The organism is Pseudothioclava nitratireducens, assembly GCF_029210495.1.
GTDB classification, from domain to species: domain Bacteria; phylum Pseudomonadota; class Alphaproteobacteria; order Rhodobacterales; family Rhodobacteraceae; genus Pseudothioclava; species Pseudothioclava nitratireducens.
In genome coordinates, this window is the sequence record NZ_JARGDK010000002.1 from 300,424 (window position 1) to 322,997 (window position 22,574).

23 protein-coding genes are annotated in these 22,574 nt (G+C 62.6%); 3 read left to right on the top strand and 20 right to left on the bottom strand.

Translation table 11 applies throughout. The annotated features are described in order from the left end of the window. Positions 1 to 3 precede the first annotated feature (3 nt). The 5 genes from urtB to ureE all read right to left on the bottom strand — a co-directional run bounded on the left by urtB (position 4) and on the right by ureE (position 5,430). Positions 4 to 1,998 carry an urea ABC transporter permease subunit UrtB gene (gene urtB / locus P0X85_RS03680; protein WP_275808618.1) on the bottom strand — a complete coding sequence of 665 codons (1,995 nt, stop codon included), beginning with the start codon at positions 1,996 to 1,998 and terminating at the stop codon, positions 4 to 6. A 71-nt stretch (positions 1,999 to 2,069) separates the two neighbouring features. Further along, positions 2,070 to 3,350, bottom strand: a complete 1,281-nt coding sequence (urtA, locus tag P0X85_RS03685; protein WP_275808621.1) for an urea ABC transporter substrate-binding protein — start codon at positions 3,348 to 3,350, stop codon at positions 2,070 to 2,072. A 276-nt stretch (positions 3,351 to 3,626) separates the two neighbouring features. Then, entirely contained in the window at positions 3,627 to 4,271 is a 645-nt protein-coding gene (gene ureG, locus P0X85_RS03690) for an urease accessory protein UreG (protein ID WP_275808624.1), read from the bottom strand. 18 nt (positions 4,272 to 4,289) lie between these two features. Continuing rightward, the gene (locus tag P0X85_RS03695) at positions 4,290 to 4,937 is read right to left on the bottom strand and encodes an urease accessory protein UreF (RefSeq protein WP_275808627.1); all 648 of its coding nucleotides are present in this window, start codon (positions 4,935 to 4,937) and stop codon (positions 4,290 to 4,292) included. Then, on the bottom strand, positions 4,930 to 5,430 hold the full coding sequence (gene ureE / locus P0X85_RS03700) for an urease accessory protein UreE (RefSeq protein ID WP_275808630.1): 501 nt from the start codon (positions 5,428 to 5,430) through the stop codon (positions 4,930 to 4,932). Before ureE ends, P0X85_RS03695 begins: the two co-directional genes overlap by 8 nt. A 72-nt stretch (positions 5,431 to 5,502) precedes the next feature. On the opposite strand from ureE, the gene P0X85_RS03705 reads away from it, so the two are divergent. Further along, positions 5,503 to 5,865 carry a hypothetical protein gene (locus tag P0X85_RS03705; RefSeq protein ID WP_275808633.1) on the top strand — a complete coding sequence of 121 codons (363 nt, stop codon included), beginning with the start codon at positions 5,503 to 5,505 and terminating at the stop codon, positions 5,863 to 5,865. 4 nt (positions 5,866 to 5,869) lie between these two features. On the opposite strand, the gene ureC is transcribed toward P0X85_RS03705, so the two are convergent. The 7 genes from ureC to P0X85_RS03740 all read right to left on the bottom strand — a co-directional run bounded on the left by ureC (position 5,870) and on the right by P0X85_RS03740 (position 10,286). Next, positions 5,870 to 7,576 (bottom strand): urease subunit alpha, encoded by a 1,707-nt coding sequence (gene ureC, locus P0X85_RS03710; protein ID WP_275808636.1) that lies wholly within the window; start codon positions 7,574 to 7,576, stop codon positions 5,870 to 5,872. Then, complete coding sequence (locus P0X85_RS03715; protein WP_275808639.1) at positions 7,576 to 7,881, bottom strand: urease subunit beta; 306 nt, start codon at positions 7,879 to 7,881, stop codon at positions 7,576 to 7,578. Before P0X85_RS03715 ends, ureC begins: the two co-directional genes overlap by 1 nt. Further along, a complete protein-coding gene (locus tag P0X85_RS03720) occupies positions 7,878 to 8,090 on the bottom strand; it encodes a hypothetical protein (RefSeq protein ID WP_275808641.1) in 213 nt (70 codons plus the stop codon). Before P0X85_RS03720 ends, P0X85_RS03715 begins: the two co-directional genes overlap by 4 nt. A 15-nt stretch (positions 8,091 to 8,105) precedes the next feature. After that, positions 8,106 to 8,408 (bottom strand): urease subunit gamma, encoded by a 303-nt coding sequence (locus P0X85_RS03725; protein ID WP_275808645.1) that lies wholly within the window; start codon positions 8,406 to 8,408, stop codon positions 8,106 to 8,108. A gap of 12 nt (positions 8,409 to 8,420) precedes the next feature. Next, the gene (locus P0X85_RS03730) at positions 8,421 to 9,233 is read right to left on the bottom strand and encodes an urease accessory protein UreD (protein WP_275808649.1); all 813 of its coding nucleotides are present in this window, start codon (positions 9,231 to 9,233) and stop codon (positions 8,421 to 8,423) included. Between the two features lie 139 nt (positions 9,234 to 9,372). Further along, positions 9,373 to 9,831, bottom strand: coding sequence for an Lrp/AsnC family transcriptional regulator (locus tag P0X85_RS03735; RefSeq protein ID WP_275808653.1), 459 nt, complete (start codon positions 9,829 to 9,831; stop codon positions 9,373 to 9,375). Then, positions 9,828 to 10,286 (bottom strand): Lrp/AsnC family transcriptional regulator, encoded by a 459-nt coding sequence (locus tag P0X85_RS03740; RefSeq protein WP_275808656.1) that lies wholly within the window; start codon positions 10,284 to 10,286, stop codon positions 9,828 to 9,830. Before P0X85_RS03740 ends, P0X85_RS03735 begins: the two co-directional genes overlap by 4 nt. A gap of 125 nt (positions 10,287 to 10,411) precedes the next feature. On the opposite strand from P0X85_RS03740, the gene ilvC reads away from it, so the two are divergent. Together ilvC and P0X85_RS03750 are read left to right on the top strand one after the other, a co-directional pair. Then, the gene (ilvC, locus tag P0X85_RS03745; protein ID WP_275808659.1) at positions 10,412 to 11,434 is read left to right on the top strand and encodes a ketol-acid reductoisomerase; all 1,023 of its coding nucleotides are present in this window, start codon (positions 10,412 to 10,414) and stop codon (positions 11,432 to 11,434) included. Positions 11,435 to 11,515: 81 nt separating this feature from the next. Continuing rightward, positions 11,516 to 11,905: a hypothetical protein gene (locus tag P0X85_RS03750; RefSeq protein WP_275808662.1), complete on the top strand. Its 390-nt coding sequence runs from the start codon at positions 11,516 to 11,518 to the stop codon at positions 11,903 to 11,905. A gap of 3 nt (positions 11,906 to 11,908) precedes the next feature. Here the strand turns inward: P0X85_RS03750 and glmM are convergent, their stop codons facing one another. The 8 genes from glmM to P0X85_RS03790 form a co-directional block, all read right to left on the bottom strand. Continuing rightward, positions 11,909 to 13,255 carry a phosphoglucosamine mutase gene (gene glmM / locus P0X85_RS03755; protein WP_275808665.1) on the bottom strand — a complete coding sequence of 449 codons (1,347 nt, stop codon included), beginning with the start codon at positions 13,253 to 13,255 and terminating at the stop codon, positions 11,909 to 11,911. Then, the gene (gene folP, locus P0X85_RS03760) at positions 13,252 to 14,271 is read right to left on the bottom strand and encodes a dihydropteroate synthase (protein WP_275808667.1); all 1,020 of its coding nucleotides are present in this window, start codon (positions 14,269 to 14,271) and stop codon (positions 13,252 to 13,254) included. Before folP ends, glmM begins: the two co-directional genes overlap by 4 nt. A 38-nt stretch (positions 14,272 to 14,309) precedes the next feature. Continuing rightward, on the bottom strand, positions 14,310 to 15,230 hold the full coding sequence (locus tag P0X85_RS03765; RefSeq protein WP_275808670.1) for a dihydroneopterin aldolase: 921 nt from the start codon (positions 15,228 to 15,230) through the stop codon (positions 14,310 to 14,312). Positions 15,231 to 15,339: 109 nt separating this feature from the next. Further along, positions 15,340 to 16,017, bottom strand: coding sequence for a cell wall hydrolase (locus tag P0X85_RS03770; protein ID WP_275808673.1), 678 nt, complete (start codon positions 16,015 to 16,017; stop codon positions 15,340 to 15,342). A gap of 237 nt (positions 16,018 to 16,254) precedes the next feature. Beyond that, the gene (locus P0X85_RS03775; RefSeq protein ID WP_275808676.1) at positions 16,255 to 18,798 is read right to left on the bottom strand and encodes a putative PEP-binding protein; all 2,544 of its coding nucleotides are present in this window, start codon (positions 18,796 to 18,798) and stop codon (positions 16,255 to 16,257) included. 149 nt (positions 18,799 to 18,947) lie between these two features. Further along, positions 18,948 to 21,008, bottom strand: a complete 2,061-nt coding sequence (gene glyS / locus P0X85_RS03780) for a glycine--tRNA ligase subunit beta (RefSeq protein ID WP_275808679.1) — start codon at positions 21,006 to 21,008, stop codon at positions 18,948 to 18,950. A 1-nt stretch (position 21,009) separates the two neighbouring features. After that, a complete protein-coding gene (locus P0X85_RS03785; protein ID WP_275808680.1) occupies positions 21,010 to 21,486 on the bottom strand; it encodes a DUF6446 family protein in 477 nt (158 codons plus the stop codon). After that, positions 21,483 to 22,421, bottom strand: coding sequence for a glycine--tRNA ligase subunit alpha (locus P0X85_RS03790; RefSeq protein WP_275808681.1), 939 nt, complete (start codon positions 22,419 to 22,421; stop codon positions 21,483 to 21,485). Before P0X85_RS03790 ends, P0X85_RS03785 begins: the two co-directional genes overlap by 4 nt. Between the last annotated feature and the right edge of the window lie 153 nt (positions 22,422 to 22,574).

Sequence of the window (22,574 nt, forward strand, 5' to 3'; positions counted from 1 at the left end):
GGATCAGTCCCCCGCCGCGCGGCCTTTGAGCGCGATGATGCCGCGCGGCCGGAATTGAATGAAGGCGATGATGAAGAGGATCATGTAAGTCTGTGCCGCCAGCGTGTTCGAGGGGTTAAGCCACTCGATCCCCTTTTGCAGCGTGCCGATCAGCCCGGCCCCTGCGAGCGTTCCCCAAATGTTGCCGACACCGCCCACGACCACGGTCATGAAGCTTTGGACGATATAGTCGGACCCCAGTTCCGAGGTGACCTTGGCGAAGAGACCGATAGCCACACCCGCAACGCCCGCGATGCCCGAGCCCAACCCGAAGGTGAGCATATTGATGCGATCCGGATTGATCCCCATCGAGGCCGCCATGGACGGGTTCTGCGTCACGGCGCGGACCTCAAGGCCCAGCCGCGTACGCTTCATGATGAAGAGGAACACGCCGAGGAAAATAAGGGCCAAAACGAAGATCGCGATCCGGATATAGCTGATCGAGACCACGTCGTTGAGCACCCACGCCCCGTCGAGCCAAGCTGGCGAGGTCAGCGGGCGGGCTTGCGTCCCGAAGATATTCTTGAAGATCTGCTGGAGTGCGATGGAGATCCCGAAGGTCGCAAGCAAGGTTTCAAGCGGGCGCTTGTAGAGGAAGCGGATTACGAGGCGCTCCATCGTGACCCCGGCCGCGAAAGTGATCGCGAAGGCCAAGGGCAGCGCCACGAGGATCGAGACCGTGTAATCGGGGATCAAAAGCTGCACGACATAGCCGGTATAGGCGCCCATCGTGATGAACTCGCCATGCGCCATATTGATGACGCCCATCACGCCGAAGGTGATTGCAAGGCCAATCGCCGCGAGGAAATAGATCGAAGCCAGAGAGAGCGCATCGAGGCCGAGATCGGCGGCCTGCATCACGCCCACCTTGGTTTCGATCGCGTCAAGGGCACGGCGCGCGGCCGAGGTCACATCGGCATTCGGCTCTGTGTAAATATCGGCAAAGCTGTGCTCTGCAACGAGCGCGGTCACCTCATCATCGGTGGCGGCGGCTGGCACGATGCCCGCTTGTTCCAGCGCTGTGTAGGCCGCATCGCGCGCGGCAGGCGTATCGAGCTCTTCGAGCGCGTAGCCACCGACCTGACCATCTTGCAGATTGGCCTGAAGAGCGGCGCGCAAATCGGCGCGGGTCAGACGCGCAGGGGCAAGGTCTTGCGCGACAAGAAGCGTATAGGCTTCTTCCGCGGTGATCTGGCGGCCCGGACGCAGAACGGCTGCAACATTACCTTCGGGAGAGCCCGCAAAAGCCCGGCGCGTGGTGGTCACGATCGGGTTGAGCGCAGCGCGCACATCGAGCCCGAGGTCACCCGAGAACCGCTCAATAGCCGCGATACGGGCTGCGGGGTCGGCGTCGAAGCGCAGCGTGAGCAGCCCTTCAAGCCGTTCCTTGCGCTCCCGAAGCGCCGGATCGCTCTCGGCCTCTATTGACGCGCGCAGCGGCTCGAGATGCTCTGCCGCACCATCGCGCGCTAGGCTATCGAGCGCGGTCTGACGGCGCGCAGGATCAGGGTCATTCAATTGGGAGGCCACAAGAGCGGATGCGATCACGCCGCGCACCCCGGAATTGGGACGCAACTCGGAAATGTCGCTCTTGGCGGCGGTGCCTGCATCGGCTCCGGTCGCGGGATCGGTCAAACGATAGCCGTCTGCGACCTTCTCGATCAGGAAGAAGCGCCCATCAGATGCGCGCTGACCTACGCGCTTATCGGCCCAGGCTTCGAGAAACTCCGGCGCACCTTCGCCCGCGGCTCCAATCTCCTCGATCACCGGGCCGATGGTCCGGCGCGAGGGTTTCGCAATGGCCTCGGCGTGCTTGCCGAGGATCGCAGCCAACCCGGTCTCGGGCAGGACCTGTGCCGCTTCCGGGGAGTTGTCCACTGTGGGGGCGACGCTGTCTTGCGCGAAGGCAGGAAGCGCGAGGCACACAGCCATCGCCAGTGCCAGAAATCTGTGTCGCATAGTCCGCTACCGTGAGGAGGTCGGGATGAGGGGGCGCGACGGCGCCCCCTCGTGGTTCGGATCGGTCGGACTTAGTAGTTCGACTTCATCTGCACGCAGGTCTGGGTCTCGGTGTTGTACATGCCGCAGCCGAGTTCTTTCCAATCCGACTTGAGCACAGCCGATTCCGGCAGGAAGTCGGTCCATGCGTCACCCGGAACCGGATCGGTTTGCGAGATGATGTCGAACTGACCGTCATCGCGGATCTCGCCGATCAGCACCGGCTTGGTCAGATGATGGTTCGGCAGCATGGTGGCCATCGAGCCGGTCAGGTTCGGGAATTCCTGCCCGATCATCGCAGCCGAAACGGCATCCACTTCGGTGGTGCCGGCTTGCTCAACCGCATTCACCCACATGTTGAAGCCAATATAGGTGGCTTCCATCGGGTCGTTGGTCACGCGCTCTTCGCCCATCGTGGCTTTCCACGCAGCCACGAATTCCTCGTTGGCGGGGCTTTCGGCCGACTGGAAGTAGTTCCATGCGGCAAGGTGGCCGACGAGGTTGGTGGTATCGAGACCCGAAAGTTCTTCTTCACCGACCGAGAACGCCACCACGGGGATGTCATCCGCCGAAACGCCGGCCGCCGCGAGTTCCTTGTAGAAGCCAATGTTGGCGTCGCCGTTGATCGTCGAGATCACACCGACCTTCTTGCCGTCCGCACCGAGTGCGACGACGTCGGCCACGATCTTCGACCAGTCCGAGTGACCGAAGGGAGTGTAGTTCACGAAGATATCTTCAGCCGCGATCCCCTTCTGCTGGAGATAGGACTCGAGAATGTTGTTCGTGGTGCGCGGATAGACGTAGTCGGTACCCAGAAGTGCGAACTTCTCGACGCCGAGCTCTTCGAGGAAGTAGTCAACTGCCGGGATCGCCTGCTGGTTCGGCGCGGCACCGGTGTAGAACACGTTCTTCGAGGATTCTTCGCCCTCGTACTGCACCGGGTAGAACAGCAGGCCGTTCAGTTCTTCGATCACCGGGAGGACCGATTTACGGCTCACCGAAGTCCAGCAGCCGAAGATCACGTCGACGTCGTTGACGGTGAGCAGTTCACGCGCTTTTTCCGCGAAAAGCGGCCAGTCCGAAGCCGGATCAACAACAACGGCTTCGAGCTTCTTGCCCATGACGCCGCCCTTCTTGTTCTGCTCGTCGACAAGCATCAGCACCGTGTCTTTCAGCGTGGTTTCTGAAATCGCCATAGTGCCCGAGAGCGAGTGCAGAACCCCGATCTTGATCGTGTCCTCTTCGGCCAGCGCGCCGGTCGCAAAAAGCGTCGCCAGACCCTTGCCAAGCAGAAGGCTTTTGGTGAATTTCATGAGTGTCCCTCGTTCCGTTTGGCTGCACGAAGCCATCCGCCGAAAGCGGGTCTTGCGGGCAGCAACCCTGTTGTTTGATTTGCGCCGGACCGGTTTCAGGAGGTGGGTCCGGCGTTTGATTGCGAAGTGTTCACCCCCGCGTGGTTAAGAAACCGCGCTGCACCGCAGCAGACAAGAAGCTGCCCGCGGTCATCGGCCCCGCGGTCTCTGGTCAAGGGGTTTTGGCGCAATAACACGCACAATGTGCCGCATTCGCATGAATTTTAGGCACCACCCTCATTCCGCGCACGACTCATCCACTGCTGAATGCGACAGAACGAGTCCGCCCTCGCGCTCCAGAAACGCGATGATCTGCGCGATACCCTGCCCCTCCCGCAGCCGGGCCATGACATAGGGACGGGTTCCTCGCGCGCGCCTTGTATCGGCCTCGAGCAACTCGGCATCGACGCCGACATAGGGGGCGAGATCGGTCTTGTTCACCACGAGAAGGTCCGAACGCGTCACCCCCGGACCCTTCTTGCGCGGAATATCCTGCCCGGCGGCGGTGTCGATCACATAGATGGTCAGATCCGCCAGTTCGGGGCTGAAAGTCGCAGCAAGATTGTCGCCCCCCGATTCAATCAGCACCAGATCGAGATCGGGAAAACGCCTATTGAGATCGGCAATGGCCGCGAGGTTGATCGAGGCATCCTCCCGAATGGCGGTGTGCGGGCAGCCGCCGGTTTCGACGCCACGAATACGCTCTGCCGGCAGCACTTGGGCGCGCATCAGCGCCTCGGCATCCTCGCGGGTGTAGATATCATTCGTCACCACCGCCATCGAGCAACGCGACGCCAGCGCACGCGCCAGTTGTTCAGTCAGTGTGGTCTTGCCGACGCCCACCGGCCCGCCGATCCCCACACGCAAAGGTCCGTTCGTCATGGTCGATGCCTTCCCTGCTTAGGTCTTGAATATCCGCACGTCGAGCTGTTCATGCTGCATGGATTGCAAATCGGCGCGAAAGACCGCGCTCGCAAGCTCATCCAGCCCGGCCTCCGCTGCTCGCTGGGCAAGTTGCGCGATCAAAACATGATGACGCGCCAGAACACGCTGACCAGCCGATTGTCCTAAAGGTATAAATCTGACCCCGGCAGACACGAGGTTTGATGCGAAGGAATGTAGAAAAACTGCAATCTTTTCCTCATTCGCAATCTGCAATTCCCGCGCAGCACGAGCCACGGAAACCGGCAGGGGCTCAACCGGCAAGGCTATCCGCTCGACTTCCGAGCGCGCGCGCGCGAAGGCCGCGCCCTGTTCCTCAGTTTCGCGGAGCCTCTCTGCCGAAGGCGCGAGTGCCCGTGCAAGATCGGCAAGTCCCTCGAGATCGGTGTCGCCACGCAACCCCCGCCCCATCAGAACAGCGTCATTCCAGCCCGCCCCATAGCTCAGAATATCGTGCAGCCATTCCGCAAAACTGGCCTCATCCCGGACTTCCCCGACACTCACCGCCAACTCGAGCCCGTGACTGTAGGCAAACGCCCCGGTCGGAAAAGCCGGCGAGAGCCACTGCACCAGCCGTAGTAATGCGGTCGGGTCGGAGTCAGCCATGCCCGTGCTCGTGGGAATGCCCGTGGCTGTGGCTGTGGCTGTGGCCATGATCGTGGCCCATGGTGCGCCCCATGCCATAGGCTCCACCCTCGGGTCGGAACGGCTCAAAACCTTGTGTCACCTCAGCCCCAAGTCCTTTTAACATTGCCTCAAGCACATGATCGGCCCGGATCACGAGCCGATCCCGCTCGATTTGGCAGGGCGTGTGCCGATTGCCGATATGCCATGCAAACCGCGTGAGGTCCCCTCGGATGACCAGCACCGGCTCCAGCGCGGCGCGAATCTCGATGCGCCGCCCATCCTCGAGTTCAAACGCATCCCCATCGGACAGATTCGTGACCTCGGGCAGATCGACAAGCATACCGGCGCCAGACCCCGTCCGAAGCCGTTTTCGCCGCATGAACCGCGCCTCATAATCCAGAGAGACATGGTCCAGGGATCCAATGAAACTGCCTTTTTTCAAAATCTTGATGGCTTTGGGATAATCATCCATCGACGCACTCCGCCTTCAGCGTTTATTAACGATAAGTGGCGAAACTAAAGGTGAACATGCACGGAGAACCCCATGATGCACCACCTTAATCCCGCCGATGAACTGGCCCATATTCGCGCCGAAATGAAACGGCTCAAATCGCGGGAGGCCGAGCTGCGGGCCGCATTTCTCACCGATCCCGAGATGCCGCGCATTGGCCGTTGGCACAAAGTCGACCTGCTGACTGAGCGTCGCACCGTGTTCGAGCCGCGCTTGCTGCCCGCCGATATTCGCAACGACCCGCGCTTCCTGCGAGATCGCGTGACGCGCGTTCTGCGCACGGCGCGCCACGTGTCGAAACCCGAGAGCGCGCCGATCGAGGCTGGGCATCTCGATGCGCTTGCGATGCTGCGCCCTGCACCGCGCAACGGTTTTCTCGCAGGTTTGCTGCATTGAGTAATCAGAAAAGAAAGTAGCGCTGCGCCAGGGGGAGTTCCGCCGCCGGCTCACAGGTAAGAAGTTCGCCATCGGCACGCACCTCATAGGTCTCTGGGTGAACGTCAATCTGCGGGGTCGCCGCATTGTGGATCATATCCGCCTTGCCGATCCCGCGGGTGTTGCGCACCGCGATCAGGTCTTTCTCCAGGCCCAGACGCGCCCCCACCCCGTCTGCCAGAGCCGCCTCGGAAACGAAGGTCACAGCGCTGGCGGTCAGGGATTTCCCAAAGGCTGCAAACATGTTGCGCGTGTAGAACGGTTGCGCCGGGATCGAGCCGTTCGGGTCCCCCATTTGCGCCGAGACGATCGAGCCACCCATCAGCACCATCTCGGGTTTGGCACCGAAAAAAGCCGGGGTCCACAGCACGAGATCGGCGCGCTTGCCGACCTCGACCGATCCGACATGCGCTGACACACCATGCGCAATGGCCGGGTTGATCGTGTATTTCGCGATGAAGCGCTTGACCCGGAAATTATCGTTCTCACCGGACTCTTCGGCCAGCCGCCCACGCTGTTTCTTCATCTTGTCGGCAGTTTGCCAGCAACGGATGATCACCTCACCGACGCGCCCCATCGCCTGACTGTCGGAACTGATGATCGACATAGCGCCCATGTCGTGAAGGATATCCTCGGCGGCTATGGTCTCCTTGCGGATGCGGCTCTCGGCAAAGGCGACATCTTCGGGCACCTTATTGTCGAGATGGTGGCACACCATCAGCATGTCGAGATGCTCTTCGACGGTATTGGCGGTGTAGGGCCGTGTCGGATTGGTCGAAGAGGGAATAACGTTCGGCGCGCCGACGACCTTGAGGATATCCGGCGCATGCCCCCCGCCCGCGCCCTCGGTATGAAACGCGTGTATCGTTCGCCCTTTGATCGCGGCCAGTGTGTTCTCGACAAAGCCGCTTTCATTGAGCGTATCGGTATGGATCATGACCTGAACATCCATCTCATCCGCGACCGAAAGGCAGCAATCAATGGCGGCCGGGGTTGTGCCCCAATCCTCATGCAGTTTCAGCGCCGAAGCCCCCGCCCGCACCATCTCGATCAACGCTCCGGGCAAGCTCGCATTGCCCTTGCCCGCAAGCGCAAGGTTCATCGGGAGCGCCTCAAAGCTTTGCAGCATCCGCCCGATATGCCACGGCCCCGGCGTGCAGGTCGTCGCCAAAGTCCCATGCGCAGGTCCCGTCCCGCCGCCCAGCATCGTGGTGATCCCCGACGCCAGCGCATCCTCGATCTGCTGGGGGCAAATGAAATGGATATGCGCGTCCATGCCCCCCGCGGTCACGATCCTGCCCTCGCCGGCGATGACCTCGGTACCCGGCCCTATAACGATGGAGACCCCAGGTTGCGTATCGGGGTTTCCCGCCTTGCCAATCGCTGCGATCCGCCCGTCGCGCAGGCCGATATCGGCCTTGTAGATCCCGCTGTGATCGACGATCAGCGCATTGGTGATGACCGTATCGACGGCACCCTCGGCGCGGGTCGCCTGCGACTGCCCCATGCCATCGCGGATCACCTTGCCACCCCCGAATTTCACCTCCTCGCCATAGATCGTGAGATCCTTTTCGACCTCGATGATCAGGTCGGTATCGGCAAGACGAAGGCGGTCGCCTGTCGTCGGCCCGAACATATCGGCATAGGTTGCCCGAGAAATCGTGGTTGGCATCAGAGCGCCCCCATCACAAGCTGGTTGAAGCCAAAGACACGCCGCCCACCCGCGAGCGGTACGAGTCGCACTTCGCGCGATTGGCCAGGCTCGAAACGCACCGCAGTGCCGGCGGCGATATCCAGTCGATAGCCCCTTGCGGCAACCCGGTCGAACGCTAGGCCGGGATTTGTCTCGGCGAAATGATAATGGCTGCCGACCTGCACCGGGCGGTCGCCGGTATTGGCCACCATCAGGAGGATCGCCTCGGCCCCTTCATTGAGCGTGATCTCACCGTCTGCTGGGAAAATCTCTCCGGGGATCATTTGTCGTGATCCCGATGGCGACGCTCCGCGCGGGCATCGCGCAGGAGCATCCGCACCACAAGCGCGATCCCAATGAGCGCGATCGCGATAACCCCCGCGTGGAATGGCGAGTGGAGCATATGCTCGGTGGTGAGCGCCTCGGCACTGTGATCGGCGTGGGCGTGCGCCACCAAGGGAAAGAGAACAAAGAGAGCAGCAAATTTCTTCATGGGATTGGGCCTTTCTCAGCGGATGGGATGATGAACGGTCACAAGCTTGGTTCCGTCCGGGAAAGTGGCCTCGACCTGTATCGAGTGGATCATCTCGGGGATGCCAGGCATGCATTGCGCGGCCGTGATCACCTCGCCGCCCGCGCTCATAAGATCGGCGACGCTGCGCCCTTCCCTTGCGCCCTCGACCACGAAATCAGAAATGATCGCAATGGCTTCTGGGTGGTTCAGCTTGACGCCACGCGCCAGCCGATTACGCGCGACCATCGCCGCGAGGCTGATCATCAGCTTGTCTTTTTCCCTCGGGGTGAGGTTCATTTCGGGCCTCTCTCAGATTTGCCAGACTCGCGGCGGCGGGGCACCCCGTCGCAATACGGTCATCAATTTCAGGATTTGCTGTCGCAGCGGCCAGGCATCGGCTGCCAGCAACCGCACAAGACATTTGCCATCGAACCCGGAGGCCGCACCCTCGACCCCCTCGACATCAAGTGCCCGGCGGACAGTCTCTACCGCGTCCTCCGCGCCCTTAGCGCAGAGGGCCATGGTTGCAAAAGCCCGCGCATCTGAGAGCAAAGCCGACCGCGCCCCAAGGGCCAAAATGTCTGAATTCTGCACAAATGGCTCGATGAGGATCGTTTTTCCGCCTCTACGAACCTCTCGAATATCCGAAAACTGCAAGTCGGTAACAACCTCTCGCATTGCGCTACGCCCAAGAACCACTGCTTCGAGCATCACGCAGCCTGCCTCGGCAGAGAGGTCAATCACGGTGCGACGGCGCAACTTTGCGCGATCGAACAGAATGGTCTCTTGCGGCAGCCAATCGAGCCAGCCATGCGCCCCGACCCTGTGATGCACGTCGACCTCGGCCATCCCTTGGTCCGCCCGATAGGCCCGTTCCGCCGCCTGAGTAGTCGCGACCGCGCGGGCACCCGCCTCCAGCGTCATCTTGTAGGTCAACCGATCTCCGCTCGTCAGGCCACCGGAGGTATTGAGAAACACGATTTCGGGCATGCCGCGCACATGCGGAAGAAGCGCCTTGGCAGAGCCACGCTGAAAAAGCCGGCGCAACCCCCGCGCCGAGATCGTCACTTCGGCGACGCCCGTACTGCGCTGCATCAGACATGTCGAACTGCTATCGAGCATCGGACCCTCCGATGCGATCGAAACGCGCCGCGCGAGCGCGGTCCATCAAACGCCGGGTGTCGTTCGGCGCCCCATCCCCACTCGCGTCCATCCTGCACAAATCGCAGGCACTTCGATCAAAAGTTAGACAGCGCGCAAATCATCCCAACGGCCCCGGGCGCCGTTCCTCAGACAAGAGCACGTTGGCCTCAACCTGCCCGACACCGGGCAATGTCATGATCCGGCGCCGCAACACACGTTCAAAATCCGCGATGTCCCGCGCCGTGACCCGCAGACGGTAGTCGAAGCGCCCCAGAACGTGCTGAACGACCTGAACCTCTGGAATCGCGGCAACGGCCCGTTCGAAATCCTCAAGGCTCACGCGCCCCCGCGCCGCCAGCTTGATGCCCAGAAAAACCGTAACGCCGAATCCAAGTGCCTCCGCATCAAGAACGATCCGCCGACCAGCAATCGCGCCCGCCTCTTCAAGGCGCTTGATCCGCCGCCAGCAAGCGGGCTGCGAGAGGCCAAGCGCGCGCCCGATCGCCCCCGCGCTTTGCGTCGCATCCCGCTGAAGCGCGCGCAGGATCGCGCGGTCGGCATCGTCGAGCGCGATCATACCGGCAACTCCGTACTCTCTTTGATGGTCGCAACCAGCATGAGCGCGTCGGTGTCGGCGATATGCGGCAGCGTCAGGATGCGCGCGCGATAGATCTCTTGGTAATGCCGCATGTCGCGCGCGATAACGTTCAGACGCACATCCGTCTGGCCGAGAAAGGTCTGAATCTCGATCACCTCCGGCACCTCGCGCGCCGCTGCGATGAACTCGTCAAAGGCGCGCGGATTGGTCTTGTCGAGCGTAAACCGCAGGCTCACCTCAACCTCCCAACCCAAAGCGCGCCAGTCGATCCGGGCCTCCTCGCCTTTGAGGATACCCGCCGCACGCAGCCGGTCGAGCCGCCGCCAACAGGTCGCGGTCGTCAGCCCCGCTCTCTCCGCGAGCTCCGCAGAGGTCAAGCCGGGCTCTGCCATCAAGTGCCGCAGCAAACGGCGGTCCGCATCATCTATCTGCATGATTATTTCTCTATATGAATTTTTGAAGAATAACTATCTCTCAATTTCAAATAATATATCAACGAATGAACAGCATTTACGAAATAGCACGCTATTCTCTCGACAGAAACCAATGGAGGACCGCCATGCGCGTGTTTTATGATCGCGATTGCGATGTGAACCTGATCAAAGACAAAAAAGTCGCCATCCTCGGCTACGGCTCGCAAGGCCACGCCCACGCGCTGAACCTGCGCGACTCGGGCGCGAAGAACATCGTTATCGCTCTGCGCGAAGGCTCGGCCTCGGCCAAGAAATGTGAAGCCGAAGGCCTGAAGGTCATGGGCATCGCCGAAGCGGCCGCATGGTGTGATGTCATCATGTTCACCATGCCCGACGAACTTCAGGCAGAGACCTACAAGAAATACGTGCACGACAACCTCAAAGAGGGCGCGGCGATCGCATTCGCACACGGCCTCAACGTGCATTTCGGCCTGATCGAGCCGAAGCCGGGCATCGACGTCATCATGATGGCCCCCAAAGGTCCGGGCCACACCGTGCGCGGCGAATACACCAAAGGCGGCGGCGTGCCCTGCCTGTTCGCAGTTCACCACGACGCGACCGGCAAAGCGCAAGACATCGCGCTGTCCTATTGCTCGGCCATCGGCGGCGGCCGCTCGGGCATCATCGAGACCAACTTCCGTCAGGAATGCGAAACCGACCTGTTCGGTGAGCAAGCGGTTCTCTGCGGTGGCCTCGTCGAGCTGATCCGCATGGGCTTTGAAACCCTCGTGGAAGCTGGCTATGAGCCGGAAATGGCCTATTTCGAATGCCTCCACGAAGTGAAGCTGATCGTCGACCTGATCTACGAAGGCGGCATCGCGAACATGAACTACTCGATCTCGAACACCGCCGAATATGGCGAGTATGTTTCGGGCCCGCGTATTCTGCCCTACGAAGAGACCAAGGCCCGCATGAAAGCGGTTCTGACCGACATCCAGACCGGCAAGTTCGTGCGTGACTTCATGCAGGAAAACGCCGTCGGCCAGCCCTTCTTCAAGGCAACCCGCCGCATCAACGACGAGCACGAAATCGAGCAAGTCGGCGAGCGTCTGCGCGCCATGATGCCGTGGATCTCCAAAGGCAAGATGGTCGACAAAGAACGCAACTGATCTGCGGCTATTCGCATCAGTGGGGGCGCCTTGCGGGGCGCCCCCTTTGCTTTTAGGGTCGCGCGACGCGAAGGAGTCCCCATGCCCGATATCCCCCAGCACGAACTCGATGACATCGCCGAAGAGCGCGAAAAGATCTTCACGCCGGACTGGTTCAAGAGCCTGTTCGCCGGGCGGCTGGCGCCGGGCGACACGTTCTGGTTGGGGAATTACGGGGTCGGGCTGTTCGTGGTGCCGACCATCGTGATGCTGGCCTTTCTGCTGGCAATGATGGCGCCTGCGTCGATGGCCCGGGTGCTGGGCGCGGTTGCGATCCTGTTCGGCCTCTATCGTCTGGCGATCCTGCGCGCGCTCGTCACGGCGAGCCGCGCAACGCCGGGCCCCAAGGGTTGGCGCATCACGGGCATCGTCGTGACGCTGATCGAGGGGTTAGCGCTTCTGGGGTTCGGCGCCAGCCTCGTCGCGGGCTAAGTCTTAGGCGGTGGCCTCTTCGACCGCCGCAACGATGCTACCCACGGCTTCCCTCAAGAGAGCCTCGTCCTCACATTCCGCCATGACGCGGATCAGCGGCTCCGTGCCCGATTTCCGGATGAGCAAACGGCCCGCACCCTGAAGGCGCGTCTCCATGTCCGCGATCACTTTTCGAACATTTTGGTCTTCAAGCGGAACCTGCCCTGCTTGGTATCTTACGTTTTTCAACATCTGCGGCACGGTTTCGAATTGGCGCACGAGGTCAGAACCACGTTTGCCCGTTTCCGCCATCGCCAGCAGGAATTGCAGCCCCGCCATCAGCCCGTCGCCCGTCGTCGCGTAGTCGGTCATCACGATATGGCCCGATTGCTCGCCGCCAAGGTTATACCCGCCAGCCCGCATCCGCTCGACCACATAGCGATCGCCCACCGCCGTGCGCTCCAGACGCAGCCCAAGGCCATCCATGAAGCGCTCGAGCCCGAGATTCGACATCACGGTCGCGACCAGCGCCCCCCCGCGCAGCGTGCCCATTTCGGCCCAGCGGCGTGCAAACAGCGCCATGATCTGGTCGCCATCAGCCACACGTCCGGTCTCGTCGATGATCATCACCCGGTCGGCGTCACCATCAAGCGCAATGCCCAGATCCGCGCCATGGGCCACAACCGCCTCGGCGCAGGTCTGTGTATAGGTAGAACCGCATTTATCGTTGATGTTCAGACCGTTGGGCGACACCCCTACCGGCACCACATCGCATCCAAGTTCCCAAAGGACCTCGGGCGCGGCGCGATAAGCGGCTCCATTCGCGCAATCCACCACGACTTTGAGGCCGGTCAGGCGGTCGCGCGCCGGGAAGGTGGTCTTGGCATATTCCACATAGCGCCCTCGCCCGTCGTCGATACGCTTCGCACGGCCAATGTTCTGCGGCTGTGCGAGACGAATTTCGCCCGCAACCAACGCCTCGATTTCAGCTTCAGCCTCGTCCGAAAGCTTGAACCCGTCCGGCCCGAAGAACTTGATCCCGTTATCCTTCGCCGGGTTGTGGCTCGCCGAAATCATGATGCCCACATCGGCCCGCATCGAGCGGGTCAGGAACCCCACCGCCGGCGTCGGCACCGGACCAAGCAGCAGCACATTCATCCCGGTCGAGGTCAAACCGGCGGTCAGCGCGTTCTCGATCATGTAGCCCGAGAGACGCGTGTCCTTGCCGATCACGACGCGATGACCGTTGCGCCCGTCGCGACGGAAGAACCGGCCCGCCGCGGCCCCCAGACGCAACGCCATTTCGGCGGTCATCGGATCGCTATTGGCCTCGCCGCGGACCCCGTCCGTGCCAAACAGTTTCCGCGTCATGGCTCGTAACCCCTTGTCATTGCATTCCAAAGCCGCAGCCCTTGGGCGATCTCGGCCACATCATGAACCCGGTGCAACTGCACACCCTGCCCGAGCGCGGCAAGCGTCACCGCGAGCGTACCCGGCATCCGCGCCTGCGCATCCGCTGCGTTCCCAATCTCTCCGATGAAGCGCTTGCGCGAAACGCCGAGAAGGATCGGGCAGCCCAGCCCGTGCAGCAACGCTATCCCCCGCAGAAGCGCCAGATTGTGCTCGAGCGTCTTGCCGAAACCAATGCCCGGATCGACAATGATCTTGTCCCGCGCGATGCCATTGGCTTCCGCTAGCGCGACGCGATCTTCAAGATAATCGTAAACATCGAACAGCACATCTTCATAGCGCGGGTCGTCCTGCATGACCTCGGGCAGGCCTTGAGCATGCATAAGGCAGATCGGCAAGCCGGTGATCGCGGCGAGTTCACCCATGCCCGGATCGAACTCCATCGCCGAGACATCGTTGAGCATATCCGCCCCGGCCTCGACCGCCGCATCTCCCACCATGGATTTGCGGGTATCAATCGAGATCGGCGTGTCGAACCCTTCGTCCCGCAGCGCCGCGATCAGGGGGGCGGTGCGCGCGATCTCTTCGTCCTCGGGGACTTCCTGCGCACCGGGCCGGGTCGATTCTCCACCGATATCAAGGATATCAGCCCCGGCTTCGGCCAAAGCCTGCGCCTGCTCCAGCGCGGCCTCAAGCGCATCGAACTGCCCACCGTCCGAAAAACTGTCCGGTGTCACGTTGAGAATACCCATGATGCGGGGTTGCTCGAAGCTGAGCCCGGCCTGCGGTGCGCGCCTGCGACACAACCGGTCAGCGACCTCTTCGGGCAAATGCGCGGCCAAAATGACCTCGCTCTCGCCCGCACGCGTCAGGCACTCGACCTCGTCGAACCAACACCAGCCCCCGGCCAGTGTGAGTGCCGTCTCGGGGCGCGGCGCATCGGAACGCAGGATCGGTCGGTAGTAAATCTTGTCCATGGCTTGCTTTCACCCGATCGGGGCGCGATTGGCAAGCGTCAGACGGGTTCCACGCGCACCGGCACGCGGCTTCCTGCCGGAGCTGAAACATTCCCGTGAAGCTCAAGCCGCTCGGCAGCCATCTGTTCGGCCAACCAGATCGCAAGCGACACCGCATCGCGCGCGGGCGCCTTTGGGCCATCGACCGCATCGAGCACGATTTTCGAGGGCGCCCAGACGACCATCTGCCCATGCTTCATCGCCCAGTCGATCTCGGTCCGCGTCGCCACGACAACGCAGCGTGGATCACGCGCCGCGAGCCTCCATGCGTTCTGCTCTATCGCAAGCAAATCGACGCGCCGCTGCGTGGGCTTTTGACCGGTCTCGGGCACGCCCCCCTCCGGCAGGCCGACCGTCACAATCACCGGTTTGCCACTGCGCTCCAGCCGGTCGAGCCGCACCGCCAGATCATCCGAGGCGATCGCCTCGTTCGACAGATAGGCGACGACCGGATGAAGCGCCTCTGCGCTGCCATCTTCTGCCAGCGCCTGCACCGGCACCGAGGCCCGTGCCCGCACGATCTCGACCCCAAGCGCCCCCGGACCACGGTCAAGCTTCTCGATCCGCACAAACACCCGCATCGCCTGCGGTTCATGCAGGATGCGCTCGGCAATCCGCTCGGCCAGTGTCTCAAGCAGATTGAGCCGCTCCGCCGCGAGTTCGGCTGCAATCGCCTCGGTAATCCGGTCATAAGAGAGGATACGATCCACATCGTCCTCAAGCGGCTTGGGGAGCGGGCGCACCTCGACCACGACGTTGAATTGAAGCCGTTGGGTATGGCCGCGCTCTTGCTGGAACGCTCCGATATCGGCCTCCACCACATGATCGCGCAAGCTGATGCGGTCACGCGGATCGGCCGGGGCCGAGGCGATGGCGCGCTCTTCGGGATGGGCGAAGGCGAGAGAGATGTCGCTGGTCATGGCCTCGGTTCCGATCACTGCAAGCGCGGGGCGCGCAATCGCCCCCACCATAGAAAAAGGGCGGGCCAAGGCCCACCCCGAAACGGCATTCTCAGGCCCTTGAACGACCTTAGTTGGATGCTGTGCGCACCGGCTTGCGGTAGAAGATATGCGCGCCGATCTCGGCCGTGCGTTCGAATTTACGGGCCCATCTGGGCTTGACGGCGGGTGTATGGAAGAAGGTCGCACCCTCGGTCAGAGACCGCGGCGCACCATCCATCATCGCGCGCGCGACCTTGGCCACGCGGTTGAACGCCTTCTGCTCTCCCACCTTGTCCGCACGCCCGTCACAGGTCCAGCTGAACTGACAACCGCGGCTGTTGCTCTGATAGACGACACCGCAAATGGTGTTCGGGAAAGCCGGATCGTCAACGCGGTTAAGCACGACCTCGGCCACGGCCCGCTGACCTTTCAGCGTCTCGCCGCGGGCCTCGAAATAAAGCACCTGCGCAAGGCATTGGAATTGCTCGCCACCCGTTGCTTTGGGCTGCTCCGCCAGCCACGCGGCGGTGATCTCGGGCGCTTCGCCCTTCTTGGCGGTTTTCGCCGGCGCCTTGGTCAGCGCGGTTGCCCGCTCCGCCGTAACGGCACCCAGAGCGCTCCGCTCCTGAACCATAAGCGACAAGAGCCCCTGCTCCGCCACCTCGTTGGGATCATTCGACTGGCTTACCGTAACTTCGGCACGCAAGCCTCCGGCAAGGGCCAGGAGGAGCACTGCGCCCCCCGTCCAGCTTTTCAGCACTGACATGTTTATCTTCCGATAAGAACAACCGCCGCAACGCAAGCTGCGACGGGGGCGCAATAGCGCCAAAATCCTTACGAGTCTATAAAATGCGATGCAAACGCACCTTTCCGTGACCGGAAAGGTCGTTTTCGTGATCGCAAAGCGCCATGACACCACGCCCGCGCCTTGAGCGAGCGATTACTGTCAAGTTTTTGAAAACACCAGCGGAATTCGGTGCCGCGCACTGATTTTCGTGACCGTTCACGGGCCGTTCCGACCACGGGGTGCCAAAAGCGCAAAATGTGCCGCAGAAAGCCGCGCAACAGGTACGCGGAAGGGCGAACAGGACACATAATCGAAGCCAGCGGCCCGACAGAACGCGATTGATTCGGGGTTCCCGCCATGCTCGCCACAGACCGAAATCGTTACATCAGGCCGTGCCGCACGCCCGCGCCCGGCCCCCATCAAAAGCAGTTCACCAACCCCTTCCACATCCAGAATATGGAACGGATCTTCGGAATAAACGCCCTGATTGACATAGGTGTTCATGAAGCGCCCGGCATCGTCGCGCGACAGCCCGTAGGTCATCTGCGTGAGGTCGTTCGTCCCGAAAGACAGGAACGCCGCATGTTCAGCGATCTCACCCGCGCGCAGCGCCGCACGCGGCGTTTCAACCATGACCCCCAGCCGATAGGTAAACTCGGCCTTTTGCTCGTTCTTGACCGCGACCGCGACCGCGTCGATCCGGGTCTTGACGATCTCGACCTCACGCTGCGCCGAGACCAGAGGGATCATGATCTCGGGCACGACCGGCGCGCCACGCTTGCTCGCTTCGATCGTCGCCTCGAAGATGGCGCGCGCCTGCATGTCGTAGATCTCCGGGACCGTAACCCCCAGACGCACACCGCGCATGCCCAGCATCGGGTTGAATTCGGACAGGGCCTCGACGCGGCGGGTCACCTCCGAGAGCGGCCGATCAAGCGCCTCAGCCAGCTCGCGCATCCCTTCGCGCTCATGCGGAAGGAATTCGTGCAGCGGTGGGTCGAACAGGCGAATACACACGGGCTGACCGGCCATGATGTCGAAAAGCGCCGTGAAATCATCGCGTTGCATGGGCAACAACCGCTCCAGCGCAACCCGCCGATCATTCGCCGTATCGGCAAAGATCATCTCGCGCATGACTGTCAGACGGTCCTCATCGAAGAACATATGCTCGGTCCGGCACAGCCCGATCCCATCCGCCTCGAACATCTGTGCGGTGCGCGCGTCATCGGGCGTGTCGGCATTTGCGCGGATGCCGATATCGCGCACATTGTCCGCCCAGTGCAGCAAGGTGCGGAACCCGTCATCAAGCGCGGGCTCAAGCATCTCCGCAGAGCCGACAAGAACCTCGCCATTGGTGCCGTCCAGGGTGACGATATCGCCCTCGCGGAACACACGCCCTTGCGGCCCGGTGAAACTGCGGTCGCGGAAATTGATCTGAATTTCCGAGCAGCCGACGATGCACGGCAGGCCGAGACCGCGCGCGATCACCGCCGCATGGCTGGTCATGCCGCCCCGTTCGGTGAGCACCGCGACAGCCGCATGCATCCCGCGGATATCCTCGGGCGCGGTTTCGCGGCGCACGAGGATACAGCGCTCATCGCGCGCGGCCGCGGCCTGCGCGGCGGCCGCCGTGAACACGATCTTGCCCGCCGCCGCCCCTGGCGAGGCCGCGATCCCCCGCGCCAGCACATCGCGCGGCGCGCGCGGGTCGACCTGATAGTGCAGCAATTCCGAGAGCGCACGCGGCTCGACGCGCAAGAGCGCATCCTCGCGCGAGATGATCTCGTCCTCCGCCAGCGCCACAGCGATGCGCACCGCCGCCCGCGCCGAGCGCACCACCCTGACCGCGTCGATGATGCTGACCTGACCGTCCTCGACCGCAAATTCGATCTGCATCTCTTCGCGCAGCTTCTCGCGGCAGGCCGCGCCGTAGCGTTTCAACTCATCGAAGACCTCGGGGGACGCCTCTTCCAGCGAGGCACCGCGCGGATCGCGCGTCAGATATAGCGTCTCGATGGCGCGTTTGCGGCCCTGCGACTGTCCCCGAAAACGGCCCGTGATCTGCGGCGCCCCGGTCACGCCATCGACAAATTGCATCGTGCCAGAGCCCGACAGACCCGGCCCGATCCCCAGCGCCATTTCCTGCACGACAAGCCCGAGAACGGCCTCTATCGGCGCCCCCTTGGCCTGCCGCAAGAGCCGCGCGGTGGTGCCCTCCCAAGCGCGCGCCATCGAACGCAACACCTGCGCCAATTGCTTGGCCGGGTCTTGCGGGAAGGGCTCGTCCATTTCGTCCTGATAGGTCTCCAGCGCCCGTTCGAGTGCACGGGGGCCGGGAGGGGCCGCGAACATATCCGGGTCGAGCCGGGCGACATGGGTCGCATAATTCTGCACGAAGCCAAGATAGAGCGCATCCGCCGCCTCTGCCCCGTGACTTGCGGTCAGGCGTGCATGGACGGCATCATTCATCCCGACATTCAGCACCGTGCCCGGCCCCCCCCATTCGGGGTTTTCGGGACTCGATCGCACCGAAACGAGGAACTCTTCACCGAAGATCGCGGCAATCGCCTGCGTGTCCGGCATTTGCCCTGCGGCAATCGCGCGGACCGTTTCGCAAGGCAGGGCGACGGTGCGCGGCACCGGCAGCTCCAGCCGCACGAGCCGCTGCAAGCATTTCGCGCGCCAGCCATGACGCGCGGTGCGCACCTCGGCAGCGGGGGTGAGTTCGGTAAACTCGGTGAAATCAGGATGTTTCTGCATTGCGGCGCGCCCTTGGCTTGGGTGCAGGATAGGCGGAAAACGCGACAGGGCAAGCACGACGTTTCGATGACGGGCGTAACGTTACCCGCCGGGCGCACCCGGCCCCGCCGGCGGATGCCTCCGGCGGGGATATTTTCGGCAGCGTGAGATCAGCCTTCGAGCTTGGTCAGATCGGCCACGTCGAGACAGATGTGGCGGATGCGCGAGAGCAGGTTGAGCCGGTTGCGGCGCAGGATCTCATTTTCGGCGTTGATCTGAACGGCGGTGAAGAAGGCGTCGATGGGCGCACGCAGCTTCGCCATTTCGCCCATGACGGCGGCGAAATCCTCGGCCTGTTGCGCGGGCGCAATCGCCGCCTCGGCCGCGTCGAGCGCCGCGAAGAGCGCCTTTTCAGACGCATCCTCGGCGAATTTCGGATCGGCGCCGAAGCTGTATTCGACCCCGTCCTTTTCCTCGGCCTGCGTGAGGATATTGTTCGCGCGCTTGAAGCCCTGGATCAGGTTCTCGCCATCCTCGGTCTTGAGGAAGTCCGACAGCGCCTCGGCCCGCTTCACCACGAGGGTGAGGTCGTCATTGCCCGGCATTGCCAGCACTGCGTCGATCACGTCATGACGGATACCTTGGTCACGGAGGAAGACCTTGAGGCGGTCGTGGAAGAAGGACAGGAGGTCGGCGGCATCGGCATCCTCGTTCGAATCCACAAACAATTGCGCGAGATTGGCGCGCAGCCCATTCGCCAAAACCAGCCGGATCACCCCAAGTGCCGCGCGGCGCAGCGCGTAGGGGTCTTTCGAGCCGGTGGGTTTTTCATCAATCGCCCAGAAACCGGTCAGCGTGTCGATCTTGTCGGCAAGCGCCACGGCGACGGAGACAGGTTCGCTCGGCACGGCGTCAGAGGGACCAAGCGGCGCGTAGTGGTCACGGCAGGCATCGGCCACGGCATCGGGCAGATTTGCACTTTTCGCATAATACCGGCCCATGATCCCCTGCAATTCCGGGAATTCGTAGACCATTTCCGACCGAAGATCGGATTTGGCAACGCGGGCGGCTTCAGCCGCCAGATCAGGGGACGCGCCAACGATCGGCGCAATTTCGCGGGCCAGCGCCTCGATCCGCTCAACGCGCGCGCCTTGGCTCCCCAGCTTGTTGTGGAAGGTCACATTGGCAAGCCCTACTCCCATACCTTCAAGGCCCTCGGCCTTCACGGTGCGCAGGTCGTTCTCCCAGAAGAATTTCGCGTCCGAAAGACGCGCCGAGAGCACCTTGAGATTGCCTTTCAGGATCGTCGCGCCGTGATCCACCGTCTCACGGTTGGCCACAGTGACGAAGCCCTCGATCCGGCCGGTCTTTGGGTTCTTCACCGAGAAGAATTTCTGGTGCTCTTTCATCGAGGTTTGCAGCACCTCGGGCGGCAGTTCGAGGAATTCGGGCGCGATATCGCCCAGAAGCGCGACCGGCCATTCGACCAGCCCTGCGACCTCGGCCAGCAGACCCTTGTCCTCGACCAGCTCCAGCCCGCGCGCGAAGGCAAGGTTCTGCGCATCGTGCCAGATGATATCCGCGCGCTCCGCCGGATCGAGCACGACCTTGGCGGCCTTGAGCTTGGCGGCATAATCGGCAAAGCCCGAGACGGTGAAGGTGCCCGGCGCCATGAAGCGGTGGCCCTGCGTGCTGTTGCCAGCCGCGATCCCGTCCACGTCAAGCGGCACGATCTCCGCGCCCGCCTCGTCGGTCAGGACGCACAGGATCGAATGCAGCGGGCGCACCCAGCGCAGGCTGCCCGAGCCCCAGCGCATCGACTTCGGCCAAGGGAAATTGCGGATCGTGCGGTCGAGCACTTCGGCCACGATCTCGGCGGCGGGACGGCCCGCGCGCTCGGTCACGGCGAAATAGACCTGACCCTTCTTGTCATCGCGGATTTCCAACTGCGCAAGGCTGAGGCCCGTCGAGCGCAGGAAGCCCTCGATCGCCTTTTCGGGCGCGTCGGTCTTGGGGCCTTTGCGCTCTTCGCGCAGCGTCGGGCTTTCCTTGGACAGCCCTTCGAGCGCCAGCACCAGACGGCGCGGCGTGGAAAATGCACTCGCATGGGCGTAGGTCAGACCCGCCTCGACCAGACCGTCGGTCACGAGTTTTTGCAGGTCCTCACGCGCACGCCCCTGCATGCGGGCGGGCATTTCCTCGGAGAACAGCTCAATCAGGAGATCCGGCATCTTATTTCTCCGCACTCTCGTTCAGTTGATGCCAGGCGAAGGCCCGGCCATCGGGATAAACCGCCACGACGCGATCGACGCCGGGCTGGATGTCATGTTCGGACAGGAAGGCGACCGCCTCGCCGCGCTCGATATCTTCGCCGATCCGGGCCGCATCGAAGCAGCCGAACCAACCCGGCCCGTTGAGCGGCGTCGCGCCCTCGTAGACAGTGAAAGTTTCGGTCAGAAGGCCAAGGCTCAGCGGCGTGCGGAAGCACCCGCGAAACCGGAGCGGCGAACTATCGGCGTCGATGCCCTCGAAACCTTCGGCGAGGATCGGTTCTGGCTGGCCGGTCACGACCGAGGTCAGACGAATCTCCGCCGCCGGCGCGGTCGCGGGCAGTTCCTGATAATAGCCGTACACCTGAAGGTAATAGACGGCCACACCGGTGACGAGCGCGCTCAGCACGATGGCCCCTCCAACGATCTTGCCATTCACGCGCCCGCCCCTTCGATTGTGGCGCCACCCGCCTCGGTGGTGACGAAGGCGTCTGCGCATTTCTTGGCGAGTGCCCGCACCCGCCCGATATAAGCCTGCCGCTCGGTCACCGAGATCACGCCGCGCGCATCGAGAAGGTTGAACAGGTGGCTTGCCTTGATGCACTGGTCATAGGCCGGATGAGCCATCACGATCCGGCGCCCGGCGGCGTCAGTGTCGTCCGCCGCAAGGATGCGCTCACACTCGGCCTCGGCATCTTCGAAATGCTTGAGCAGCATGTCGGTATCGGCCTGATCGAAGTTCCAGCGCGAATATTCCTGCTCGGTTTGGCGGAAGACATCGCCATATTTCAGGGCAATCGGTGCCGAAGGATCGTTGAACGGCATGTCCATCACATGGTCGATGCCCAGAACATACATCGCAAGCCGCTCAAGACCGTAGGTCAGCTCGCCCGAGACCGGCTCGCAATCATGCCCGCCGACCTGCTGGAAATAGGTGAACTGCGAGACTTCCATCCCATCGCACCAAACCTCCCAGCCAAGCCCCCACGCACCGAGCGTCGGGCTTTCCCAGTCGTCTTCCACGAAGCGGATATCATGCAGCTCAAGATCAATCCCGATCGCTTCGAGCGAACCCAGATAGAGCGCCTGAAGATCGGGCGGGCTCGGTTTGATCAACACCTGATATTGGTAATAGTGCTGAAGCCGGTTCGGGTTCTCGCCATAGCGCCCGTCGGTCGGGCGGCGCGAGGGCTGCACATAGGCGGCCGCCCAAGGGCGCGAGCCCAGCGCGCGCAGCGTGGTCGCCGGGTGGAAGGTCCCTGCCCCCACCTCCATGTCATAGGGTTGCAGCACCGCGCAGCCCTTCGAGGCCCAATAGGCCTGAAGTCGCAGGATGATCTCCTGGAAAGAACGGGGGGCTTCGGGTTTCGACATGGGCTTACCTCTGGCTCAAAGCGTCCTCTCTCTAGGCAAGGCCCGGGCAAGGGTCAACGGGGCTGAGCGGCCACAACGGCGCGCACAGGTGCATTTCGTGCAGTTTGAGGGGTGACGCGGGCGCGCAAATTGTTAATTTCGCCCGCAGACCGG

Coding starts and splice junctions, on each gene's coding strand:
- urtB (WP_275808618.1), bottom strand. CDS start 1,998: ATGCGACACAGATTTCTGGCACTGGCGATGGCTGTGTGCCTCGCGCTT.
- urtA (WP_275808621.1), bottom strand. CDS start 3,350: ATGAAATTCACCAAAAGCCTTCTGCTTGGCAAGGGTCTGGCGACGCTT.
- ureG (WP_275808624.1), bottom strand. CDS start 4,271: ATGACGAACGGACCTTTGCGTGTGGGGATCGGCGGGCCGGTGGGCGTC.
- P0X85_RS03695 (WP_275808627.1), bottom strand. CDS start 4,937: ATGGCTGACTCCGACCCGACCGCATTACTACGGCTGGTGCAGTGGCTC.
- ureE (WP_275808630.1), bottom strand. CDS start 5,430: ATGGATGATTATCCCAAAGCCATCAAGATTTTGAAAAAAGGCAGTTTC.
- P0X85_RS03705 (WP_275808633.1), top strand. CDS start 5,503: ATGATGCACCACCTTAATCCCGCCGATGAACTGGCCCATATTCGCGCC.
- ureC (WP_275808636.1), bottom strand. CDS start 7,576: ATGCCAACCACGATTTCTCGGGCAACCTATGCCGATATGTTCGGGCCG.
- P0X85_RS03715 (WP_275808639.1), bottom strand. CDS start 7,881: ATGATCCCCGGAGAGATTTTCCCAGCAGACGGTGAGATCACGCTCAAT.
- P0X85_RS03720 (WP_275808641.1), bottom strand. CDS start 8,090: ATGAAGAAATTTGCTGCTCTCTTTGTTCTCTTTCCCTTGGTGGCGCAC.
- P0X85_RS03725 (WP_275808645.1), bottom strand. CDS start 8,408: ATGAACCTCACCCCGAGGGAAAAAGACAAGCTGATGATCAGCCTCGCG.
- P0X85_RS03730 (WP_275808649.1), bottom strand. CDS start 9,233: ATGCTCGATAGCAGTTCGACATGTCTGATGCAGCGCAGTACGGGCGTC.
- P0X85_RS03735 (WP_275808653.1), bottom strand. CDS start 9,831: ATGATCGCGCTCGACGATGCCGACCGCGCGATCCTGCGCGCGCTTCAG.
- P0X85_RS03740 (WP_275808656.1), bottom strand. CDS start 10,286: ATGCAGATAGATGATGCGGACCGCCGTTTGCTGCGGCACTTGATGGCA.
- ilvC (WP_275808659.1), top strand. CDS start 10,412: ATGCGCGTGTTTTATGATCGCGATTGCGATGTGAACCTGATCAAAGAC.
- P0X85_RS03750 (WP_275808662.1), top strand. CDS start 11,516: ATGCCCGATATCCCCCAGCACGAACTCGATGACATCGCCGAAGAGCGC.
- glmM (WP_275808665.1), bottom strand. CDS start 13,255: ATGACGCGGAAACTGTTTGGCACGGACGGGGTCCGCGGCGAGGCCAAT.
- folP (WP_275808667.1), bottom strand. CDS start 14,271: ATGGACAAGATTTACTACCGACCGATCCTGCGTTCCGATGCGCCGCGC.
- P0X85_RS03765 (WP_275808670.1), bottom strand. CDS start 15,230: ATGACCAGCGACATCTCTCTCGCCTTCGCCCATCCCGAAGAGCGCGCC.
- P0X85_RS03770 (WP_275808673.1), bottom strand. CDS start 16,017: ATGTCAGTGCTGAAAAGCTGGACGGGGGGCGCAGTGCTCCTCCTGGCC.
- P0X85_RS03775 (WP_275808676.1), bottom strand. CDS start 18,798: ATGCAGAAACATCCTGATTTCACCGAGTTTACCGAACTCACCCCCGCT.
- glyS (WP_275808679.1), bottom strand. CDS start 21,008: ATGCCGGATCTCCTGATTGAGCTGTTCTCCGAGGAAATGCCCGCCCGC.
- P0X85_RS03790 (WP_275808681.1), bottom strand. CDS start 22,421: ATGTCGAAACCCGAAGCCCCCCGTTCTTTCCAGGAGATCATCCTGCGA.